The 17,911-nt window shown below is 72.3% G+C and carries 18 protein-coding genes; 7 read left to right on the top strand and 11 right to left on the bottom strand.

Annotated elements, in window-relative coordinates; all coding sequences use genetic code 11:
• Window positions 1–178 precede the first annotated feature (178 nt).
• The gene (locus tag ABD329_RS17210; protein WP_198279340.1) at window positions 179–985 is read left to right on the top strand and encodes a SigB/SigF/SigG family RNA polymerase sigma factor; all 807 of its coding nucleotides are present in this window, start codon (window positions 179–181) and stop codon (window positions 983–985) included.
• Between the two features lie 18 nt (window positions 986–1,003).
• Here the strand turns inward: ABD329_RS17210 and ABD329_RS17205 are convergent, their stop codons facing one another.
• A complete protein-coding gene (locus ABD329_RS17205; RefSeq protein WP_198279339.1) occupies window positions 1,004–2,197 on the bottom strand; it encodes a PAS domain-containing protein in 1,194 nt (397 codons plus the stop codon).
• A gap of 144 nt (window positions 2,198–2,341) precedes the next feature.
• On the opposite strand from ABD329_RS17205, the gene ABD329_RS17200 reads away from it, so the two are divergent.
• Entirely contained in the window at window positions 2,342–3,130 is a 789-nt protein-coding gene (locus tag ABD329_RS17200) for an ANTAR domain-containing response regulator (RefSeq protein WP_198279338.1), read from the top strand.
• Here ABD329_RS17200 and ABD329_RS17195 read toward each other — a convergent pair.
• Entirely contained in the window at window positions 3,054–3,596 is a 543-nt protein-coding gene (locus ABD329_RS17195; protein WP_198279337.1) for a hemerythrin domain-containing protein, read from the bottom strand. The two genes, ABD329_RS17200 and ABD329_RS17195, sit on opposite strands and share 77 nt — an antisense overlap.
• Window positions 3,597–3,702: 106 nt before the next feature.
• Here ABD329_RS17195 and ABD329_RS17190 point away from each other — a divergent pair, with 106 nt between their 5' ends.
• The 4 genes from ABD329_RS17190 (at window position 3,703) to ABD329_RS17175 (ending at window position 8,482) form a co-directional block, all read left to right on the top strand.
• Window positions 3,703–4,926, top strand: a complete 1,224-nt coding sequence (locus ABD329_RS17190; protein WP_198279345.1) for an aminotransferase class I/II-fold pyridoxal phosphate-dependent enzyme — start codon at window positions 3,703–3,705, stop codon at window positions 4,924–4,926.
• Window positions 4,927–4,967: 41 nt separating this feature from the next.
• On the top strand, window positions 4,968–6,206 hold the full coding sequence (locus ABD329_RS17185) for an MBL fold metallo-hydrolase (protein WP_344316595.1): 1,239 nt from the start codon (window positions 4,968–4,970) through the stop codon (window positions 6,204–6,206).
• 117 nt (window positions 6,207–6,323) lie between these two features.
• A complete protein-coding gene (locus tag ABD329_RS17180; protein WP_198280734.1) occupies window positions 6,324–7,400 on the top strand; it encodes a right-handed parallel beta-helix repeat-containing protein in 1,077 nt (358 codons plus the stop codon).
• Window positions 7,401–7,411: 11 nt separating this feature from the next.
• Complete coding sequence (locus ABD329_RS17175; protein WP_246618986.1) at window positions 7,412–8,482, top strand: methyltransferase; 1,071 nt, start codon at window positions 7,412–7,414, stop codon at window positions 8,480–8,482.
• A 63-nt stretch (window positions 8,483–8,545) separates the two neighbouring features.
• On the opposite strand, the gene ABD329_RS17170 is transcribed toward ABD329_RS17175, so the two are convergent.
• From ABD329_RS17170 to ABD329_RS17130, 9 genes are all read right to left on the bottom strand, one after another.
• A complete protein-coding gene (locus tag ABD329_RS17170) occupies window positions 8,546–9,268 on the bottom strand; it encodes a class F sortase (RefSeq protein ID WP_198280735.1) in 723 nt (240 codons plus the stop codon).
• 154 nt (window positions 9,269–9,422) lie between these two features.
• The gene (locus ABD329_RS17165) at window positions 9,423–9,986 is read right to left on the bottom strand and encodes a hypothetical protein (RefSeq protein WP_198280736.1); all 564 of its coding nucleotides are present in this window, start codon (window positions 9,984–9,986) and stop codon (window positions 9,423–9,425) included.
• A 395-nt stretch (window positions 9,987–10,381) separates the two neighbouring features.
• Entirely contained in the window at window positions 10,382–10,711 is a 330-nt protein-coding gene (locus ABD329_RS17160) for a TcmI family type II polyketide cyclase (protein ID WP_198280739.1), read from the bottom strand.
• 2 nt (window positions 10,712–10,713) lie between these two features.
• Complete coding sequence (locus tag ABD329_RS17155; protein WP_037962524.1) at window positions 10,714–11,178, bottom strand: SRPBCC family protein; 465 nt, start codon at window positions 11,176–11,178, stop codon at window positions 10,714–10,716.
• A 2-nt stretch (window positions 11,179–11,180) separates the two neighbouring features.
• On the bottom strand, window positions 11,181–11,438 hold the full coding sequence (locus ABD329_RS17150) for an acyl carrier protein (protein WP_138916870.1): 258 nt from the start codon (window positions 11,436–11,438) through the stop codon (window positions 11,181–11,183).
• Window positions 11,438–12,688: a ketosynthase chain-length factor gene (locus ABD329_RS17145; protein ID WP_344316594.1), complete on the bottom strand. Its 1,251-nt coding sequence runs from the start codon at window positions 12,686–12,688 to the stop codon at window positions 11,438–11,440. Before ABD329_RS17145 ends, ABD329_RS17150 begins: the two co-directional genes overlap by 1 nt.
• Window positions 12,685–13,953 carry a beta-ketoacyl-[acyl-carrier-protein] synthase family protein gene (locus tag ABD329_RS17140; RefSeq protein WP_198281141.1) on the bottom strand — a complete coding sequence of 423 codons (1,269 nt, stop codon included), beginning with the start codon at window positions 13,951–13,953 and terminating at the stop codon, window positions 12,685–12,687. The genes ABD329_RS17145 and ABD329_RS17140 overlap by 4 nt, the downstream gene beginning before the upstream one ends.
• Window positions 13,950–14,357 carry a cupin domain-containing protein gene (locus ABD329_RS17135; RefSeq protein ID WP_198281142.1) on the bottom strand — a complete coding sequence of 136 codons (408 nt, stop codon included), beginning with the start codon at window positions 14,355–14,357 and terminating at the stop codon, window positions 13,950–13,952. Before ABD329_RS17135 ends, ABD329_RS17140 begins: the two co-directional genes overlap by 4 nt.
• Window positions 14,358–14,432: 75 nt before the next feature.
• A complete protein-coding gene (locus ABD329_RS17130) occupies window positions 14,433–15,611 on the bottom strand; it encodes a SchA/CurD-like domain-containing protein (RefSeq protein ID WP_198281143.1) in 1,179 nt (392 codons plus the stop codon).
• Window positions 15,612–15,776: 165 nt separating this feature from the next.
• Here ABD329_RS17130 and ABD329_RS17125 point away from each other — a divergent pair, with 165 nt between their 5' ends.
• Window positions 15,777–17,420 (top strand): FAD-dependent oxidoreductase, encoded by a 1,644-nt coding sequence (locus ABD329_RS17125; protein ID WP_198281144.1) that lies wholly within the window; start codon window positions 15,777–15,779, stop codon window positions 17,418–17,420.
• Window positions 17,421–17,911: the final 491 nt, after the last annotated feature.

Genomic DNA, 17,911 nt, shown 5'->3' with positions numbered 1-17,911 from the left:
GCCCGGCGAAGGAAACCTCGTTTGATACGGCGCGAAGCGGGCACCCGCTGAACGTGCTTCGGACTGGAGGCATGCCACGAGAGCAGCCCGGCTCCGAAAGGCGTGTCGTCGGGTCGCCCTGTCCGTCCAGGTTTGCCCCCGTGGTGGGACCGGCGGCAGTTCTAGGGAGATGCGGCGTATGACGTCCGTACGGGCACACCCCCGAGCACACCCCAGGCATCCGCACGACGACGCCCCGGACACCTCCGTCGAGTTCCGCCGGATCGCCGCCCTGCCGGACGGCCCGTCGAAGGAGGCCCTGCGCCAGGACGTCGTCCGGGCCTGGATGCCCATGGCCGAGCGGCTCGCCGGCCAGTTCCGCAACCGCGGCGAGGCCACCGAGGATCTGCGGCAGGTCGCCATGGTCGGCCTGGTCAAGGCCGTCAGGCGCTATGACCCGGACCGCGGCTCGGCCTTCGAGAGCTACGCCGTCCCGACCGTGGTCGGGGAGGTCAAGCGCCACTTCCGTGACCACATGTGGGGGGTGCACGTCCCGCGCCGGGTCCAGGAGCTGCGCGTCCGGGTCCGCGACGCCGTCCGGGAGCTCACCCGCTCACCGGACGCGCGCACCCCGAAGGTGGCCGACATCGCCGCGCACACCGGTCTGAGCGAGGAGGAGGTGCGCGCCGGCATGGAGGCCCTGGGCAGCTTCGCGCCGCTGTCGCTGGACGCGGAGCTGCCCGGCGCGGACGACGGCTTCGGCCTGATGGACACCCTCGGCTCCACCGAGCCCTCCTACGAGCGGGTCGTGCGGCGCGAATCCCTCAAGCCCTGGTTGCGCAAGCTCCCCGAGCGCGAGCGAGAGATCCTCTACCTGCGGTTCTTCTGCGACGAGACCCAGAGTCGGATCGCCGACCGGCTCGGCATCTCCCAGATGCGGGTGTCCCGCCTGATCAGCGCCACGTGCGCCCGCCTGGGCAGGCAGGTCGGTGCCCATGCCGCCTGAGCCGGTGCCGTACGCGGGTCACGCCCCGGGGGCCGGGGCGCGCTCGGCCGTGCGCGCCATGGCCAGGGCGACATGGCGGGAGATCCGGTCCGCCACGCCCGCCTCCGCCATCTCGAAGGCACCGCGCCCGCCAGTACGGAAGAGCGTGAGCGCCCCCAGGACCGGGCCCGCGCCGGCCCGCAGGGGTATGCACAGCAGCGAGGTGACCTCCTCCCGCACCAGCACCGGAGCGCCCGTGGCGTCCCGGCCGAAGGCGTCGGCGTCGACCGGGCTGACCCGCAGCGCGGAGGCCCCGTCGTACAGCGCGTCGACCACCACGGGGCAGTCGGCCGGATCCTGCTCGGCCAGGGGTGCCGTACGGTCGCCCACCGCGCCCCGCGGGCCGAGCGCCACCACCCGGCGCGGGTTGCCGGGACCGTCCTCCGGGGCCAGGTCGGCGATCACCCAGTCCGCGAACCGGCCGTGCAGCACCTCCGCGGCCGCGGCCAGCACCGCCTCCGGGCCGCCCCCGGCCGGGTCCACCCGCAGCAGCGCCGCCGCCGTGTCGTCCACCAGGTCCAGCAGCTCGGCATGGCGGGACACCTCGCCCAGATCCGGCCGGGACTCCTGGGCCCACGCCCCGGCCGCCCCCTGGTCCACCGCCGGACCGGCCACCCCGGGCTGGAACGCCGCCAGCACCGCCGGATGCGGCTCGCCCGGCGGCCGCAGCGCGGCCAGGGTCACCCGCACCTCACCGTGGACGGGCGGCTGCGACAGCCACACCGTCAGACTGCGGTCGCCCTCGCCGCGCGCGACCGCGGCGACCTGTGAGCGCAGCGCCGCCTGCCCGTCGCGCCGCAGCGCGGCGGTGAGCGGGCGGCCGGTGGCGTATCCGGCCCGGGTGTGGAACAGCTGGGTGGCGGTGAAGTTCATGCGCCGCACCACGGCATCGCGGTCCAGCAGCACCGTGGCGATCGGCAGCCGCTGGAACAGCGCCCGCAGCAGCTGCTGCTCCTGCGGGTCGCCCCGGCCGCCGCCGGGGCTCCGGGACGAGTCGGCCGTCAGCTCCTCGTACCGTGGCCACAGCACGTCCACCACATGCTGGAGTTCGAAGAGAGCGGCGTCCAGCAGGGAAGGCCGCTCATGCGAGGGCAGCGCCCGCGCGGTCCGCAGCTCGTCAACCCGTCTGCGGAAGTCTGAGAACTCCGCCCCAAACTCCTGTGCGTCTGGCATGGGCACACCGTAGCCTGCCCGCAGCCGCGGGAGTACATGGGTGATGTTTTCCACTCAAGGGCGTGGAGACCCGAAAAAATAGGGGCCCCGGAAGGACGGGGCCGGACAGCACATCGCACCGGAGCGAAAGGAGTGAACTCGGCAATGCCCGACCGTAGGCACATCCGCGCGGCCTTCCCGACCGACGCACCCTCCCTCGGGCGCGGTCTGGCCGAACTGGCGGAGCAGGCCGCCGCGGGCACCCCCGCGAGCTGCGGGGCCACCGCCACCGCCGTACTCGCCGAGGAGCCCCCCGGCGCCGTGGACGCCGACCGGACCACGGCGGCCACCCACCCCGATCTGTCCGCGCTGGTGTCGGTCCAGCTGGGGGTGGGGGAGGGCCCGATCCTCATGGCGCTGGACACCGGCCGCCCGGCGGGCGCCGACGATCTGCTCCACGACGACCGCTGGCCGCGCTACCGGGCCCGGGCGCTGGACGCGGGCATCCGGTCCTCCGCCGCGCTTCCCTTCGCCTACGACGGGCTCACCGTGACCGTCTCGGTCTACGGGCTGCGCCCGGGGCCGCTGCGGAAGGCCGCTCAGGGCGCCACCGGGTCGTTCGCCGACCTGGCCACCGAGAGCATGGCCCGCGACCGGCTCTACCGGGCCGCCCTGGTCCAGGTGGACCAGCTGGACACGGCGCTGCGCCGCCGGCCGGTGGTGGACCAGGCGTGCGGCATCGTCATGTACGTCCTCGGCTGCGACCCGGGCCAGGCGTTCGACCTGCTGCGCCGGCTCTCCCAGCGGACCAACCGCAAGCTGGCGGAGCTCGCCGAGACCGTGGTGCGCACCCGCGGCCGCGGCCTGGAGCGGGACCTCATCGCGTTCGGCCGGTCAGCTGCTCCCGGACCCGATCGGCCAGCGTCCGACCAGGACCGGGACCTTCCGGGCTGACCGGGGGCACCCCTTGCATCGCGGCCGCCGCCTCGCCGACCCGCAGGCCCAGCGCCATCCGCTCCTCGGGGGTGAGCCGCTCCCGCAGCTCGGGGAAGACCAGGTCCTCCTCGCCGCGGATGTGCATGGACACCACGTCCATCAGCTCCTGGACCAGCGGGTCGAACCGCCGGTCCCGGGGGTCCACGGCGTCCAGGTCGGACAGGATCCGCTCGGCCTCGGTCAGCTCCTCGATCTCCTCGTCGGCGATCCGGTCGCCGTTCGGCAGCGCCTTGCGGACCGTGGGGTACAGATGGGCCTCCTCGGTCACGGAGTGCCGCACCACGGCCACCGTGATCCGGTCGACCAGCTGCCGACGCAGCTCCGGGTCGGTGGTGGTGCGATACCCCTCGAAGAGGTCGCGCACCGCATGGTGGTCCGCGGTGAGCAGGGTCACCACATCGTGTTGTTCCGGCGTCGCTGTCATGGCGCCCGGGTCCCCAGGCCCCCTTCCGCGAAACGGGGCCGGAGATCTGCGAAGGTGGACATACGTGGGCGGTGACCCGCCGGACACGGGCGGAGGTGTGGACGGAATGCAGCGGCAGTGGACCGCCCCGGCACCGGCGGACCGGGACGACGGCGGACTGCCGGTCCTCCCGGAGCTGCTCGACGGCTTCGTCGCGGCGGCCGGTCACACCGCGCCGGAGCCGGTCGGCGGCTCGGCCGGGCTGCGCTCGGCGGCCTGTGGCTACTGGTCGCGGCGCGGGCTGTGGACCGACCCGGAGCATGTCGTGGTCGCCCCCGGCGCCGAGCCGCTGCTGCTGGCGCTGCTCGCCTCGGCCCCCGGCGGCGATGTGCTGCTGCCCCGCCCCTGCGCCGCCTGGTACGCGCCGCTGGTGCGGCTGGTGGACCGGCGCGCCCACCACGCGCCAGTCCCGGCCGAATGCGGTGGGCTGCCCGATCCGTTCGCGCTGCTGGAGACCGTGCGCAGGATCCGCGCCGAGGGCGGGGTGCCCCGGGTCCTGCTGCTGTCGGCGGCCGACGATCCCACCGGCACGGTGGCCCCGCCCGAGCTGCTGCACGAGGTGTGCGAGGCGGCCGTGGCCGAGGGGCTGCTGATCGTCAGCGACGAGACCTGGCGGGACACCGTCCACCATCCGCGGGGCACGGTGCTGCTCAGCCCCGCCGAGATGTCCCCGGAGAACGTGATCGTGCTCTCCGATCTCGCGGGCGCCTTCACCCCGGCGGGCTGGCCCGCCGCGATCGCCCGCTTCCCGGCCACCGAGCGCGGGGCGGAGCTGCGCGGCCGGGTGCTGTCCCTGCTCACCGCCGTACGCTCCGGGCTGCCCGCGCCCATCGCGGCGGCCGCCGCGTACGCCCTCGACGAGCCCGAGTCGGTACGGGACCGGATGGCGGCCGCCGCCCGGGCGCACGGGACCGTGGCCGCGGCCGCCTACCGCGCGCTGACCGCCGTCGGGGCGCTGGCCCGCCCGCCGCAGGCCGGCCGGCACCTCTACGCCGACCTGGACGAGCTGCGCGGGGTGCTCGCCGCCCGTGGCATCACCGACTCGGTGGAGCTGGAGCGCGAACTGGTGCGGCGGCTCGGCCGGAGCGTGGCCGGGGGCCACCGCTTCGGCGACCCCCCGCACACCCTGCGGCTCCGGCTGGCGACCCTGCCGCTGCTCGGCGCGGCGGAGGAGTCGCGGCTACGGGCGCTCCAGACGCCGGATCCGCTGGAACTGCCCCATGTGGCCACGGCGTTGGGCGCCTTCGAGGCGGCCTTCCGCGACCTGATCGAAAGCAGTCCGGTGACCTGAGCCGCCCCGGACACGGCCCGGATACGGAAGGGAGCGAGGCCATGACCGACCACGCCGAGCAGGCGGAACCGACGGAACCGGCGGAACCGGCCGGGCGGCACCGCGCCCGGCCCGGCGCCGCCGCCCGGCCCCGGCTGGCCCAGGCCGCCCCTGAGCCGACCGCCCCCGAGAGCGCCGCCCCCGAGAGCGCCGCCCCCGAGAGCGCCGCCCCCGAGAGCGCCGCCCTCGAACCGACCGGCCCCGAGCCGACGGGTCCCCAGCCCGGGGTCCCCGGACCGCCCGGTGCCGAACCGGCCGTCCCCGAGCCGGGCGCCCCGCGTCCGCCGGGTGAGATCCGCAGCTGGCCGCCGTCGTTCGCCGACCGGCTCACCTCCCCGCTGCCGGGGGTGCGGGCGCTGGCCCGGCTGGCCCGGGAGGGCCGGCTCAGACCGCCCGTGGAGTCGCTCCGCGAGATCCCCGAGCTGCCCTTCGAACCGGGGCCGCTGCCGCTCACCGGCCCCGGCCGGACCGCGCTCACCTGGGCCGGGCACGCCAGTTGGGTGGTGCGGATCGGCGGGCTCACCGTGCTCACCGACCCGGTCTGGGCCCGTAAGATCCTGGGCACCCCGGCCCGGGTCACTCCGGTGGGGGTCCGCTGGGAGGACCTGCCGCCCGTGGACGCGGTCGTCATCAGCCACAACCACTACGACCACCTGGACGCGCCCACGGTCAAACGGCTTCCGAAGGCGACGCCGGTCTTCGTGCCCGCCGGGCTCGCCCGCTGGTTCCGGGCGCGCGGATTCACCCGGGTGACCGAGCTGGACTGGTGGGAGGCGGCCGAACTGCCCGGCGAGGACGGCCCGGTCCGCTTCGACTTCGTCCCGTCCCACCACTGGAGCAAGCGCGCCCTCACCGACACCTGCCGCTCGCTGTGGGGCGGATGGGTCATCACCGCGCCCGACGGACAGCGGGTGTACTTCGCCGGGGACACCGGCTACGGCCACTGGTTCCGGCAGATCGGCCGCCGCTACCCGGGCATCGATATCGCGCTGCTACCCATCGGCGCGTACGAGCCGCGCTGGATGCTGGGCGGGGTGCACACCGATCCGGAGGAGGCCGTACAGGCGCATCTGGACCTGGGGGCGCGAGTGCTGGCGCCCATGCACTGGTCCACCTTCCTGCTCGCGGCCGAGCGGCCCCTGGAGCCGCTGCACCGGATCCGCGCGGCCTGGGAGACCACCGGGCGACCGCGCGAGGAGCTGTGGGATCTGCCGGTCGGGGCGTCCCGCGTGCTCGAATAGGCCGCGTCGCGGTCGTGGGGAGTGGGCGGCCAGGCCGCCAAGTGGCGTAATCCAGGGCATAAGTGATGAGTGGAACATAAGTGGCGGCTGGTGTGGAGCGCACCTAACTTCCTTTTCATGCGCACACCTAAACTTCGCCACCTCGCCGGCCTCACGGCCGTCCTCGTCATCGAACTCGCCCAGCTCCCCGGAGCCCACGCCGCCCCCGTCGACCAGGCCGCGACCCGCCACGTGGTCCAGCCCGGCCAGTCCATCCAGGCCGCCGTGGACTCCGCCAAGCCCGGCGACACCATCGAGATCCGGCCCGGCACCTACCGGGAGAACATCCAGATCACCACCGACCGGCTGACCCTGGTCGGCGCGGGCGAGTCCACCGTGCTCTCCCCGGCCGAGAAGCCGTCGGCCAACGCCTGCGGCGAGGCCGGCCACGGCATCTGCGTCACCGGGACGGCCGAAGACCCCGTCTCGGATGTCCGGATCGGCTCACTGAAGGTCACCGGCTTCCCCAAGAACGGCATCTGGGGCTCCGGCACCGACCGGATGACCGTACGGAACACCACCACCGAGGCCAACGGCCAGCAGGGCATGGGCCAGGAGATGTCCACCCGCGGCACCTTCGTCGACAACGTCTCCCGCGACAACAAGCAGTCCGGCGTCTTCCTGGCCAACACCATCGACGCCGAGGGCGGCGCCACCGACGCCCTGGGCACCCTGGTGGCCGGAAACCAGCTCAGCGGCAACCGGACCGGTGTCGTGGTCCGCCGGCTGCGCGACCTCTCGGTCGAGGGGAACACCATCACCGCCAACTGCGCCGGGGTGTTCATCGTCGGCGACGAGTCGACCCCGCGCGCCGGGGACCTGAACGTCCGCCACAACTCCGTCTACGCGAACAACGCCTACTGCGAGGCCACCGACCGGCTCCCCTTCATCCAGGGCGCCGGCATCGTGCTCACCGGCGCCGAGGGCACCCGGGTGACGGGCAACCAGGTGAACGACAACGTGGGCACCTCGCCCATGTCCGGCGGGATCGTGCTCTACACCAGCGTCGTCGGCGCCCCCAACGCCAAGAACGCCATCAGCCGGAACGTGATGAGCGGCAACAAGCCCGCCGACCTCGCCGACCGGGACAAGGGCCCCGACAACACCTTCACCGACAACGTCTGTGAGCTGTCCGCGCCCACGGGCCGGTGCTGAGAGGCGGCGACATGACCACTGTGGACTCCACCAGAGCCGACGCGGCTCAGCCCGCGCCGGCCGCGCTCCCGCCCCCCATGCGGCTGCGCGAAATCGTCTTCGGCGCCGCACGGGCGGCCTCCGTGCGCGCCGCGGTGCGGCTGCGGATCGCCGACGCGCTGGGCGACCGGCCCGCCTCCATCGGCGAGCTGGCCTCCGCCGTGGACGTCGAACCCGACCCGCTGCGCCGGCTGCTGCGCTCCCTGGCCTGCTGCCAGATCTTCGCCGAGACCGAGGACGGCCGCTTCCGGCACACCGATATGTCCCGGCTGCTGCGCGAGGACACCCCGGGCAGCCTGCGGAACATCGCCCTGTGGTGCACCGAGCCATGGACCTGGGAGGCGTGGCCGCGGCTGGACCGGGCGGTGCGCACCGGCGGCTGTGTCGTCGACGAGATCTACGGCAAGGACTTCTTCGCCTATCTCCATGAGGACGCGCCCGAGTCGGCCCGGGTGTTCGACGCCGCGATGACCACCTCCAGCCGGCAGTCCGCCACCGATGTCGCGGCCTTCCTCGACCTCGACGGGGTCAAGGAAGTGGTGGACATCGGCGGCGGCCAGGGCCATGTGCTGGCCAGCCTGCTGGAGAGGCATCCGGCGCTGCACGGCGCGCTGCTGGACCTGCCGCAGGTGGTGGCGCACGCCGATCCGCGACTGCGGGACGGCGGGGCGCTGGCCTCGCGGGCCACGCTCGTGCCCGGCGACTGCCGCCGCGAGGTCCCCGTCGAGGCCGACCTCTACATCATCAAGAACATCCTCGAATGGAACGACGAGAGCACCCGCCGGACGCTCGCCAACGTGGTCGCGGCGGCGCGGCCCGGCGCCAGGGTGGTCGTCATCGAGAACCTCGTCGACAACAGCCTCTCCTCCTTCACCACGGCGATGGACCTGTTCCTGCTGCTGAACGTGGGCGGCCGGAAGCACACCGAGGAGAGCATGGTGGCGCGGATGACCGAGGCCGGTCTGAACGTGACCGACATCCGTCCCGTCAACGGTGCCCTGCACGCCTTCGACTCCACGGTGCCCGCCAAGGCCCGCCGCTAGCACCGATATGCACGGGCTCCGCCCCTGGACCCCAAGGTCCAGGGGCGGAGCCTTGTGGGTGCGTCAGCTGTAGCGGTACGAGGAGAGGTGCGCGAACACCACCACATTGGCCGTGTAGTCCTTGGCCGTGTGGTCATAGGCCCCGCCGCAGGTGATCAGCCGCAGCTGGGCGTTGGGGGTGTCCCCGTACACCTGCCTGTCCGGGAAGGCGTTCTTCTCGAACGTCTTGACCTTGTCGACCACGAAGGTCGCCACGATCCCGTCCTCGCGGGTGATGGCCACCTTGCTCTTCGGCTTGAGCTGGCCGAGGGGGTAGAACACCGCCGGGCCGATCTTGGTGTCCACATGCCCGGCCACGATGGCGTTGCCGCGCTCACCGGGTGAGGGGCCGCCCTCGTACCAGCCCGCCAGGTTCTGGTCGGTGTCCGGGGGCGGGACCAGCACGCCCGCGGCATCCAGCGACAGCGGGATGAACGGCGCGCTCACGCCGATCGAGGGGATGTCCAGATGGGAGGCGGGGGAGCGCGGCAGCGCGGGTCCCGGACGGGACTCGGGGGCGGTCGTCGACTCCGGGGAATCCGCGTACGCGTCCTCGTTGGAGGTGTCGCTCTCCGGTTCGGAGACGGACGCGGGGGCGCTGGCCGCGGGCCGGGTCGACGGGGTGTTCTGGGAGGCGGCGTCCACGGAGTTGTAGATGAGGAATACGCCGATGATGGCCGACGCGGCGGCCCAGCGGAGAATGCGGGTGTTGCCATCGGCAGCGCCCTGCTTGGCCGGCTTTCCCATGGGGGTGTTCGCCTTTCTGACAGCGCCTTGTCTCATGGCGCCTCAACTCGAAGCGCCGTATCCACGGCCGCTTTTCTCACAGCGCTCGTGGAACTGCCGTGGCACCACCGCTCGGCGGAGGTGCCACGGCAGCACGGAATACGAAGAGTCAGGCTCAGATCGCGGTGCCGGTCGGCTTGCGGCGACGCAGGGCGTAGGCGCCGGCGCCGAGGCCACCGAGGAGCAGGACCGAGCCGGCGGCCATGCCACTGCCCGTGGTGGCCATGCCGCCACCACCGGTGTGGACGCCACCGCGCGGCTTCTCGCCCTTCTCGTGGTCCTTCCAGGAGCCACCGGACCAGTCGTGGTCCTCCTTCTTGCCGGACCACTCGTGCTCCCGGCCGAAGTCCTGCTCCTTGCCCTCTTCCTTGCCCTCTTCCTTGCCGTGGGAGGAGGACCAGTCGCGCTCGCCGCCCTCGTCCTTGCCCTTCATCTCCTCCTTGCCGTGCTCTTCTTCCTTGCCGTGCTCTTCCCGGCCTTCCTCGCGGCCGTGGTCGTCCTTGTCCTTCCAGGAGCTGCCGCCCTGGCCGTAGCCGTCCTCGGAGGACTCCTGGCTGCTCGAGTACCCGCCGTGACCGCCCGGGTCCGAGACGTCGGCGGCGAACGCGGCGGCGGGGGCGCCAAGGGTCAGGGTGGCGGCAATCGCCGCCCCGGTGAAGAGTGCGCGAGTAGATCGCATGAGCCATTCCTTCCGGCGCCGTCACGATACTGACTATTTGCCAGATAAAGGGATCGCAGCGGCGTCTTGTCCACCGTCAGCGAAGAAGGCTCCCCCTGCCACTCGGCGCGGCCTGCGATCTGCTCGGTTGTAAGCCCTCTGGGTGGAGATAAGCGCAATGATCACTCATTTGCCGCGCGAATGGACTGACACCCTTTCACCTTTTCGGCAGACATCATTCCGATGAGCCCAGTAGTGTGAGATTTTCGCGCCCGGCGCATAACTGACTCGCGACGTCATACGAAAGACGCCGCACGAATGACGCCGCACGAATGACGCCGCACGAAAGACGCCATACGAAAAGGGCCGCCGGGAGGCGAACTCCGTCGGCGGCCCCGTGCGGCGCGATGCGTGCGCTAGCCCTGGTCCCGGTCCCAGCGGTAGAACTCATGGGCCATGGCGTCCTTGGGCTCGCGCCAGGTCTCCGGGTCGTACGCCCGCATATACGGCTGGAGGCGGGCGCTGACGTCGCGGAACTCCGGGTGCTTGGAGTACTTGGTGACCTCCGTGGCCGGCGGCCGCTCCGCCTCGATCAGATGCAGATACACATCGCCGAACTGGAAGAGGCTGCGGCCGGTGACGCCGATCAGCTTGGGCAGTTCGCCGCGGTCGGAGTCCGCGAAGATCTTGGCGACCTGCGGCGCCGCGTCCCGCTGCATCTTGGCGACGATCATGGTGCGGTACATGGTCATGCGCCCACCGTCTCCCGGGCCCGCTGCTCGATCTTGTCCCGGATCAGATCCATCTGGATACGGGAGTTGCGGTTGATGTGGTCCGTCATCGTGGGGTCGTCGACCGGCGCGTCGGGCCGCATCTCGAAGTCCTGGGTCCAGCGCATGCGGGTGCCCTCGGACTCCTCCTCGTACTCCCAGCGGATGTTCATGTAGGCGAAGGGGCCGGGCTCCACGCGGCGCGCCCAGACCGTGCGCACATCGCGGGCCGTCTCCCGCTCGGAGACCCAGGACCAGACCTTGCCGTCCTCGTCGGGGTGCATGGTCAGGCGGAAGGTGGTGGTGTCCCCGGTCCGCTGGAGCACCTCGACCGAGGCGTACTCGCTGAACAGCTGCGGCCAGTTCTCCAGGTCGTTGGTCATGTTCCAGACGAGGTCGAAGGGCGCCTTGATCATGACCTCGTTGTCGGTGTGGCCTGCCATCTTCATGCTCCTGAGGTAAGTGAGGTGTTGATGACGTCGAGGAAGTCACCGGGGGTCTTGCAGCTCTCGGCCCCCGGTTCGATCGGGGTGCCGTACCGGTTCTCCAGCTCGCCGACGATGGCGAGCAGACCGAGCGAGTCCAGGCCGTACTCCTCGAAGGTGGAGTCCGGCCGGGTCCGCATCATGTCCGGGTCGACGGTGAGCCCGGCGCACCGCTTCATCAGCGTGGCCAGCTCGCCATAGGACAGTTGACTGGACATCAGTAATCTCCTTCCGGTCCGCGGAGCACGAGCGCCGCGTTGCAACCCATGAGTCCTCTGCTGAGCACCAGCGCCGTCCTCGGCTCGGCGGGGCGGGAGCTGCGGGTGACGAGGTCGAGGTCATGGCAGACGTCGGTGACGTACGGGGTCGGGGGCACCACGCGGTGCTCCATGGCGAGCAGCGCGGCCGCCACGTCCAGCGTGGGAGCCGCGCAGTGCACCCGGCCGAAGCCGGTCTTCGGCGCGGTCACCGGGACCCGGGGGCCGTGCGGCCCGAGGGCGTCGGCGATCGCCAGCGCCTCGGCGCGGTCCGCCTCGGGCACCCCGAGCGCGTCGGCGAAGACCACGTCGATCTCCTCCGGCGCGCACTCCGCGTCCTCCAGGGCCACGCGGATGGCCTGGGCGAGCCCCTCCCGGGACCGCTCCCACCGGGACGGCCCGGTGAAGGTCGAGCCGTAGCCGGCGATGAAGCCCCGGATCCGCACCCCGCGGCGCCGGGCGGCCCCCTCCTCCTCCACGACCAGCATCGCCCCGCCCTCCCCGGGCGCGAATCCGCAGGCGTCCTCGGTGAACGGCAGATAGGCCCGGCCCGCGTCACGGGCCTGGCTGAGCTCGTCCCAGCCGAGCATGCAGACGATGGAGTACGGCGCCAGCGACGCCTCGGAGGCGCCCGCCACCACCGCGTCCGCCCCCCGCCGGATGGACCGGCGGGCGTGCGCCAGCGCGTCCAGACCGCCGGCCTCGTCGTTCGCCACCACCCCACAGGGGCCCTTGAACCCGCCGCGGATGGAGACCTGGCCGGTGCTGGCCGCGTAGAACCACGCGATGGACTGGTACGGGCCCACATAGCGCGGCCCCTTGCTGTACAGCTGCTGCAACTCGCGCTGGCCGAACTCACCGCCGCCGGAACCGGCGGCGGTCACCACGCCCACGGCGAACGGCGACATGTCGTCCACCGGCAGCTTGGCGTCGTCCAGCGCGAGATCGGCCGAGGCCATCGCGAAGTGGGTGAAGCGGTCGGTCTGGACGAGGAACCGCTCCTCGATCATCGAACCCGGGTCGAAGCCGCGGACCTGGCCGCCGATCCGCACCGGGAAGTGCTCACTGCCCTCGCGGGAGATCCGGTCCAGGAAGGTGATCCCCTCCCGGGTGGCCTTCCAGAAGGCGTCGGTGCCCACTCCGTTGGGGGCGATCACACCGAGGCCCGTGACGGCCGCACCCCGGTTCCGGGTGGTCTTCGCCGATGTCATGCCGCACTCCCGTCCGCCCGGCTCAGCACCACCGCGGACTGGAAGCCGCCGAACCCGCTGCCGACCGACAGCACATGGCGCAGCGGGAGGGCGCGGGCGGTGCGCGGGACGTAGTCGAGGTCGCATTCGGGGTCGGGGGTCTCGTAGTTGGCCGTCGGCGGCACCACGCCATGGGCGAGCGCCATGGCGCAGGCGACCACCTCGATGGCGCCGATCGCCCCCAGGGAATGGCCCACCATGGACTTGATCGAGCTCATGGGGGTCTTGTACGCGTGCTCGCCCAGGGACCGCTTCACGGCCGCCGTCTCATGCCGGTCGTTCTGCTTGGTGCCCGAGCCGTGCGCGTTGACGTAGTCGACTTCGGAGCTGTTGACGCGGGCGTGGCCGAGCGCGTGGTCGATCGCCTCGGACATCTCAAGACCCTCACGGGTCAGACCGGTCATGTGGTAGGCGTTGCCGTAGGTGGCGAACCCCCGGAACTCGCAGTAGATCCGCGCTCCCCGGGCCCTGGCGTGCTCCAGCTCCTCCAGGACCAGCACGGCGGCGCCCTCGCCGAGGACGAAGCCGTCCCGGTGGGCGTCGAACGGCCGGGACGCGGTGGCCGCGTTGTCGTTGTTCGCCGAGGTGGCCTTGATCGAGTCGAAGCAGGCCACGGTCAGCGGGGTGATCGGCGAGTCCGCGGCCCCGGCGACGCACACATCGGCCCGCCGCTCCTCGATCGCCTGGAAGGCGTAACCGATCGCGTCCAGACCGGAGGTGCAGCCGGTGGAGACGGACTGCACCGGGCCCTGCGCCCCGGTCAGCTCCGCCACCCCGGAGGACAGCGCGCTCGGCGAGAACGCGTGCTGAAGGTGCGGACCCGCCTTGCGGTGGTCCACATCCCAGTGCTCGCCGGCGTCGCTGACCTTGACGTAGTCCTGCTCCAGCCGGGTGGACGCGGCGACGGCGCTGCCCAGCGAAACCCCTATCCGCCAGGGGTTGAGCGCCTGGAGGTCGAGACCGGAGTCCCGTACCGCCTCCTGGGCCGCCACCAGTGCGAACTGCACATAGCGGTCGGAGCGTTCGATCTGCTCGAAGCTCAGACCGTGGGCCAGCGGGTCGAAGTCGCATTCGGCGGCGATCCGGGAGCGGAACCGCTCCGCGTCGAAGAGCGTGATGTTCCGGGTGGCCGTACGGCCCGCGGTGAGCATGTCCCAGAACGCCGGGACGCCCACACCCCCGGGGGCGACGACACCGAGCCCGGTGACCACCACCCGTCGGGTCACGACGTCGCCTCGGCGGGTTCGGCGGCCTCCGTGTCCACGTGACCGAGCTCGGGGCGCGGCGCCAGGGGCCCGAGGTGGAAGACCATCCGGGCCTCGGTGCTCCCCACGTTGCGGAACCGGTGCCGCATGTTGATGGGGATCAGGATCGCCTGGTCGGGGTGGAGCGGATGCGGCTCGCCGTCCAGGTCCACCTCCAGGTCGCCGCTGACGACGTACACGAACTCCTCGGAGTACGGGTGGTAGTGCTCGGCGACGCGTTCACCGGGCCCCACGATGGCCATCCCCATGAAGCCGCTCGTGGCGCCCACCAGAGGCGGTGTGAGCATGGCGCGCACATCGCCACCGCGCCGGCGGTTGGGGGCGACCGCGGCGAGGTCGACGACGAGAGGGGACTGCGTGGTCATGATGAGTTCCTCCAGGTAGCGTTGCGCGGTCCGCGCCACGGGGGGTGGGAAAGGTGCGAAGGGGGAGAGACGTCGTCAGTGGTCCGCCGACTTGCGGTCGGTGACCGGGGTCATGTCGCAGTCGGCGAGGAAGCGGCGCTGGCCGTCGTCCATGGACAGGTCGATCACCGCACCGTCCGCCCCGAGGTCCAGCAGGCGGCCCAGTACGGCGGCGGCCCGCCGGCCGCTCACACCGGCCGCCATGGCCGGGTTCCGGTCCAGCGGCACGGCCAGGTCCACCAGTCGCACCACGATGTCGTCACGCTGGAAGATGGTGCTGCTCAGCAGGGTCTTGGTGGACTGGTCCGCGGCCATCTCCTTGTTCACCGCGAGCTCGTCCTGCCGGGCCAGCAGACTGGCCACCGCCGGGCCGCAGCCGGTCTTGACCGGGTAGAGCAGGGCGTGCCGGTGCACCCCCTGGGCGGGGCGCGGCCCGCCGGCCGTCATGTGGTGGACCACCGGCAGCGAGGCGCGGGCGAAGAACTCCCGTGCCGAGCTGGGGTCGTCGAGGTTGCGGTCCTCCTCCAGATACGGATTGAGGGCCTCCTCGGCGGCCCTGATCTCCGGCTGCCGGGCCACGAAGCGCAGCGCGGCGGTCAGATCGCCCTTGACCTCCACGGCCCGCACCACCCGGTTGCCGCTCATGAACACCGAGGTGCGGGAGAGCCGGGTGGTCTCGTCGACCCGGGCCTGGGGCGAGGCGTAATCGGCGAGGATCTTGGCGACGGCGTCCTCGCTGCCGGGCTTCACGGTGAAGGTGAGCGCCTGCCGGACCAGTCCGTCGCCGACCCGCAGCGCGGCGTCGACGCCCCGGGTGGTGACATCCACCGGCGCGGACCCGGCGGTCAGGGTCTCCCGCAGGATGCTGAACCGCAGTGAGCGGGTGTCCTCGACACAGCCGTGGAAGGGCTTGACCATCTCCCGGTGCGCGGGGGAGTCCACCCAGGCCAGGAACGGAGGCGCGCTCTCCCATTCGCTGGTGATCAGCCACTGCGAGGGGTTCTCGATCGACTGGCACAGCTGGTCGCTGATGTGCCCGGGCACCGCGGCCACCTGCTGGGACAGCTGATCGTAGGCACGCAGAAAGCGCTGCTCGGCACCGCTGTTGACCTGCACCAGCAACACGACGCGCAATCTGGTGTCGGTGAGAGCGGATTCCACGGTCGTCGGCGACTGGTTCACCGTGGTCTCCGGAACGTCGGACAGGGTGCTCATATACCACTCCTTATTTCGCGGACGCGTCCTTCCGGGCATTGAGGACACCCGCCCGTTAGACGATCGTGAAGTGCTCCCACCAATGGCGCGAGATATGTGAGCCATCCGGGCGAACGCCTGGTCAGCGCCCCGGAGCCGCCCGGAAGCACCGGGCATAGCAGCAAAATGAACCGTCTTGCCGACAATGCTGAGCGTGTGCCCGTCCTCATCGCGGGCGGCTCCCTGGTGGGCCTGTCCGCCTCACTGTTCCTGGGCCGACTGGGGATCGGTCATCTACTGGTCGAGAAACACCCGCGCACCTCGCACCACCCGCGCGGACGGGGGAACAACATCCGGACGATGGAACTGTTCCGCACCGCCGGGGTGGAGTCCGCGATCCGCGAGGCCGCGTCCGTCCTGGCCGACAACCACGGAATCCTCCAGACTCCGTCCCTCACCGGTACGGAGGGCAACTGGCTCTTCCGGGAGATGGACCCGGGTGGCAAGGCCGCCCGGATCAGCCCTGCCGGATGGTGCCTGTGCAGCCAGAACGACCTGGAGCCGGTGCTGCTGAACGCGGCCCAGGGGCTCGGTGGCGACCTGCGGTTCTCCACCGAGCTGCTCTCCTTCGAGCAGGACGCGGACGGCGTCACCGCCACCCTCCTGGACCGCGGGTCCGAGCGGCGCTCGACGGTCCGCGCCGACTACCTCATCGCCGCCGACGGCCCCCGCAGCCCGGTCCGCGAGGCCCTCGGCATCGGGCAGAGCGGACGCGGTGAGCTGTTCCACAACGTGTCCATCACCTTCCGCGCCAAGCGGCTCGCGGACGCGGTCGGGGACCGCCACTTCATCGCCTGCTACCTCACCAACCCCGAGGCCGACGGGGCGCTGCTGCCCGTCGACAACCAGGAGAGCTGGGTCTTCCACGCCCCCTGGCACCCCGAGCGCGGCGAACCGCTTGAGGCGTTCGACGACGAGCGCTGCGCCCAGCACATCCGCACCGCCGTCGGCATGCCCGACCTGGAGGTCGAGATCACCGGAAAGGCGCCCTGGCACGCGGCCGAGCGGGTGGCGGACCACTACTCCGACGGCCGGGTCTTCCTCGCCGGGGACTCCGCGCACGAGATGTCGCCCACCGGCGCCTTCGGCTCCAACACCGGTATCCAGGACGCCCACAACCTGGCGTGGAAGCTCGCCGCGGTCATGGGCGGCTGGGCGGGCCCCGCGCTGCTGGAGACCTACGGCATGGAGCGGCGGCCGGTCGCCCAGGCCACCAGCGCCCGCGCGGCCGCCCGTTCGGCCGAACACAGCCACCCCGGCTACTCGGCACCGGCCACCGAGGGCCAGGGCCCGCAGTCCAATGTCATGGCCGTCGCGATGGGCTACCGCTACGTACGGGGCGCGGTCGCGGGCGCCGACCCCTCCGCGCCCGCCGTTCCCGACCACTTCACGGTCTCGGCCGAGCCCGGCAGCCGCGCACCCCATATGTGGGTGCACCGCTGCGGAGTGCGGCTGTCCACCCTCGATCTGTACGAGCGCACCTGTGTGCTGCTCACCGGGCCGGGCGGCACCGCCTGGCACGAGGCGGGCCGCCGCGCCGCCGACGCGCTCGGCGTACCGCTGGACTGCTACCGGGTGGGCGAGGGCCCGGACCACGAACTCGCCCCCGAACCGGGCACGGACTGGTCCGAACTCCACGGCACCGCCCCCGACGGAGCGGTCCTGGTCCGCCCCGACGGCTTCGTCGCCTGGCGGGCGGAGCGGTCGGTCCCCGACCCGGAGGCCGCGATGACGCGTGCGCTGCGAGAGGTTCTGCGGCTGGCCCCCTGACGCCCCGCGCCGGGCGCCACTTCCCCGGCCGCCCCCGGACCTCCAGCGGACCGTGCTGCCTACGGCGGGCCTTTCCCCTCCCCGCCCCTTCCCGACACCAGGGGCTCCGCCCCAGCCCCCGAATCTGGGGCGCTGCCCCTGGCCCCGAACGGGGGCTCCGCCCCAGACCCCGAACCGGGGCGCTGCCCCTGGCTCCGAACCGGGGCTCCGCCCCTGGCTCCGAACCGGGGTTCCGCCCCTGGCCCCGAAACTGGGCCGCTTCCTCTGGCCCTGAAACTGGGGTGCTGTCCCTGGCTCCGAACCGGGGCGCTGCCTCTGGCCCTGAAACTGGGGCGCTGCCTCTGGCCCCGAACGGGGGCGCTGCCCCTGGCCTCGAACCGGGGTTCCGTCCCTGGCCCCGAACGGGGGCGCTGCCCCTGGCCTCGAACCGGGGTTCCGTCCCTGGCCCCGAACGGGGGCGCTGCCCCTGGCCTCGAACCGGGGTTCCGTCC

Origin of the sequence: Streptomyces javensis, assembly GCF_039525925.1 — a bacterium.
GTDB lineage: Bacteria > Actinomycetota > Actinomycetes > Streptomycetales > Streptomycetaceae > Streptomyces > Streptomyces asiaticus.
Note: the sequence above shows the minus strand (reverse complement) of the source record. Positions and strands in the feature narration are given on the sequence as shown.

Excerpts from the sequence above, each read along its gene's own strand:
- ABD329_RS17135 (WP_198281142.1), bottom strand. The coding sequence starts at position 14,357 with ATGACCACGCAGTCCCCTCTCGTCGTCGACCTCGCCGCGGTCGCCCCC.
- ABD329_RS17145 (WP_344316594.1), bottom strand. The coding sequence starts at position 12,688 with ATGACATCGGCGAAGACCACCCGGAACCGGGGTGCGGCCGTCACGGGC.
- ABD329_RS17165 (WP_198280736.1), bottom strand. The coding sequence starts at position 9,986 with ATGCGATCTACTCGCGCACTCTTCACCGGGGCGGCGATTGCCGCCACC.
- ABD329_RS17175 (WP_246618986.1), top strand. The coding sequence starts at position 7,412 with ATGACCACTGTGGACTCCACCAGAGCCGACGCGGCTCAGCCCGCGCCG.
- ABD329_RS17185 (WP_344316595.1), top strand. The coding sequence starts at position 4,968 with ATGACCGACCACGCCGAGCAGGCGGAACCGACGGAACCGGCGGAACCG.
- ABD329_RS17200 (WP_198279338.1), top strand. The coding sequence starts at position 2,342 with ATGCCCGACCGTAGGCACATCCGCGCGGCCTTCCCGACCGACGCACCC.
- ABD329_RS17205 (WP_198279339.1), bottom strand. The coding sequence starts at position 2,197 with ATGCCAGACGCACAGGAGTTTGGGGCGGAGTTCTCAGACTTCCGCAGA.
- ABD329_RS17130 (WP_198281143.1), bottom strand. The coding sequence starts at position 15,611 with ATGAGCACCCTGTCCGACGTTCCGGAGACCACGGTGAACCAGTCGCCG.
- ABD329_RS17170 (WP_198280735.1), bottom strand. The coding sequence starts at position 9,268 with ATGGGAAAGCCGGCCAAGCAGGGCGCTGCCGATGGCAACACCCGCATT.
- ABD329_RS17190 (WP_198279345.1), top strand. The coding sequence starts at position 3,703 with ATGCAGCGGCAGTGGACCGCCCCGGCACCGGCGGACCGGGACGACGGC.
- ABD329_RS17160 (WP_198280739.1), bottom strand. The coding sequence starts at position 10,711 with ATGTACCGCACCATGATCGTCGCCAAGATGCAGCGGGACGCGGCGCCG.
- ABD329_RS17180 (WP_198280734.1), top strand. The coding sequence starts at position 6,324 with ATGCGCACACCTAAACTTCGCCACCTCGCCGGCCTCACGGCCGTCCTC.
- ABD329_RS17155 (WP_037962524.1), bottom strand. The coding sequence starts at position 11,178 with ATGGCAGGCCACACCGACAACGAGGTCATGATCAAGGCGCCCTTCGAC.
- ABD329_RS17150 (WP_138916870.1), bottom strand. The coding sequence starts at position 11,438 with ATGTCCAGTCAACTGTCCTATGGCGAGCTGGCCACGCTGATGAAGCGG.
- ABD329_RS17210 (WP_198279340.1), top strand. The coding sequence starts at position 179 with ATGACGTCCGTACGGGCACACCCCCGAGCACACCCCAGGCATCCGCAC.
- ABD329_RS17125 (WP_198281144.1), top strand. The coding sequence starts at position 15,777 with ATGAACCGTCTTGCCGACAATGCTGAGCGTGTGCCCGTCCTCATCGCG.
- ABD329_RS17195 (WP_198279337.1), bottom strand. The coding sequence starts at position 3,596 with ATGACAGCGACGCCGGAACAACACGATGTGGTGACCCTGCTCACCGCG.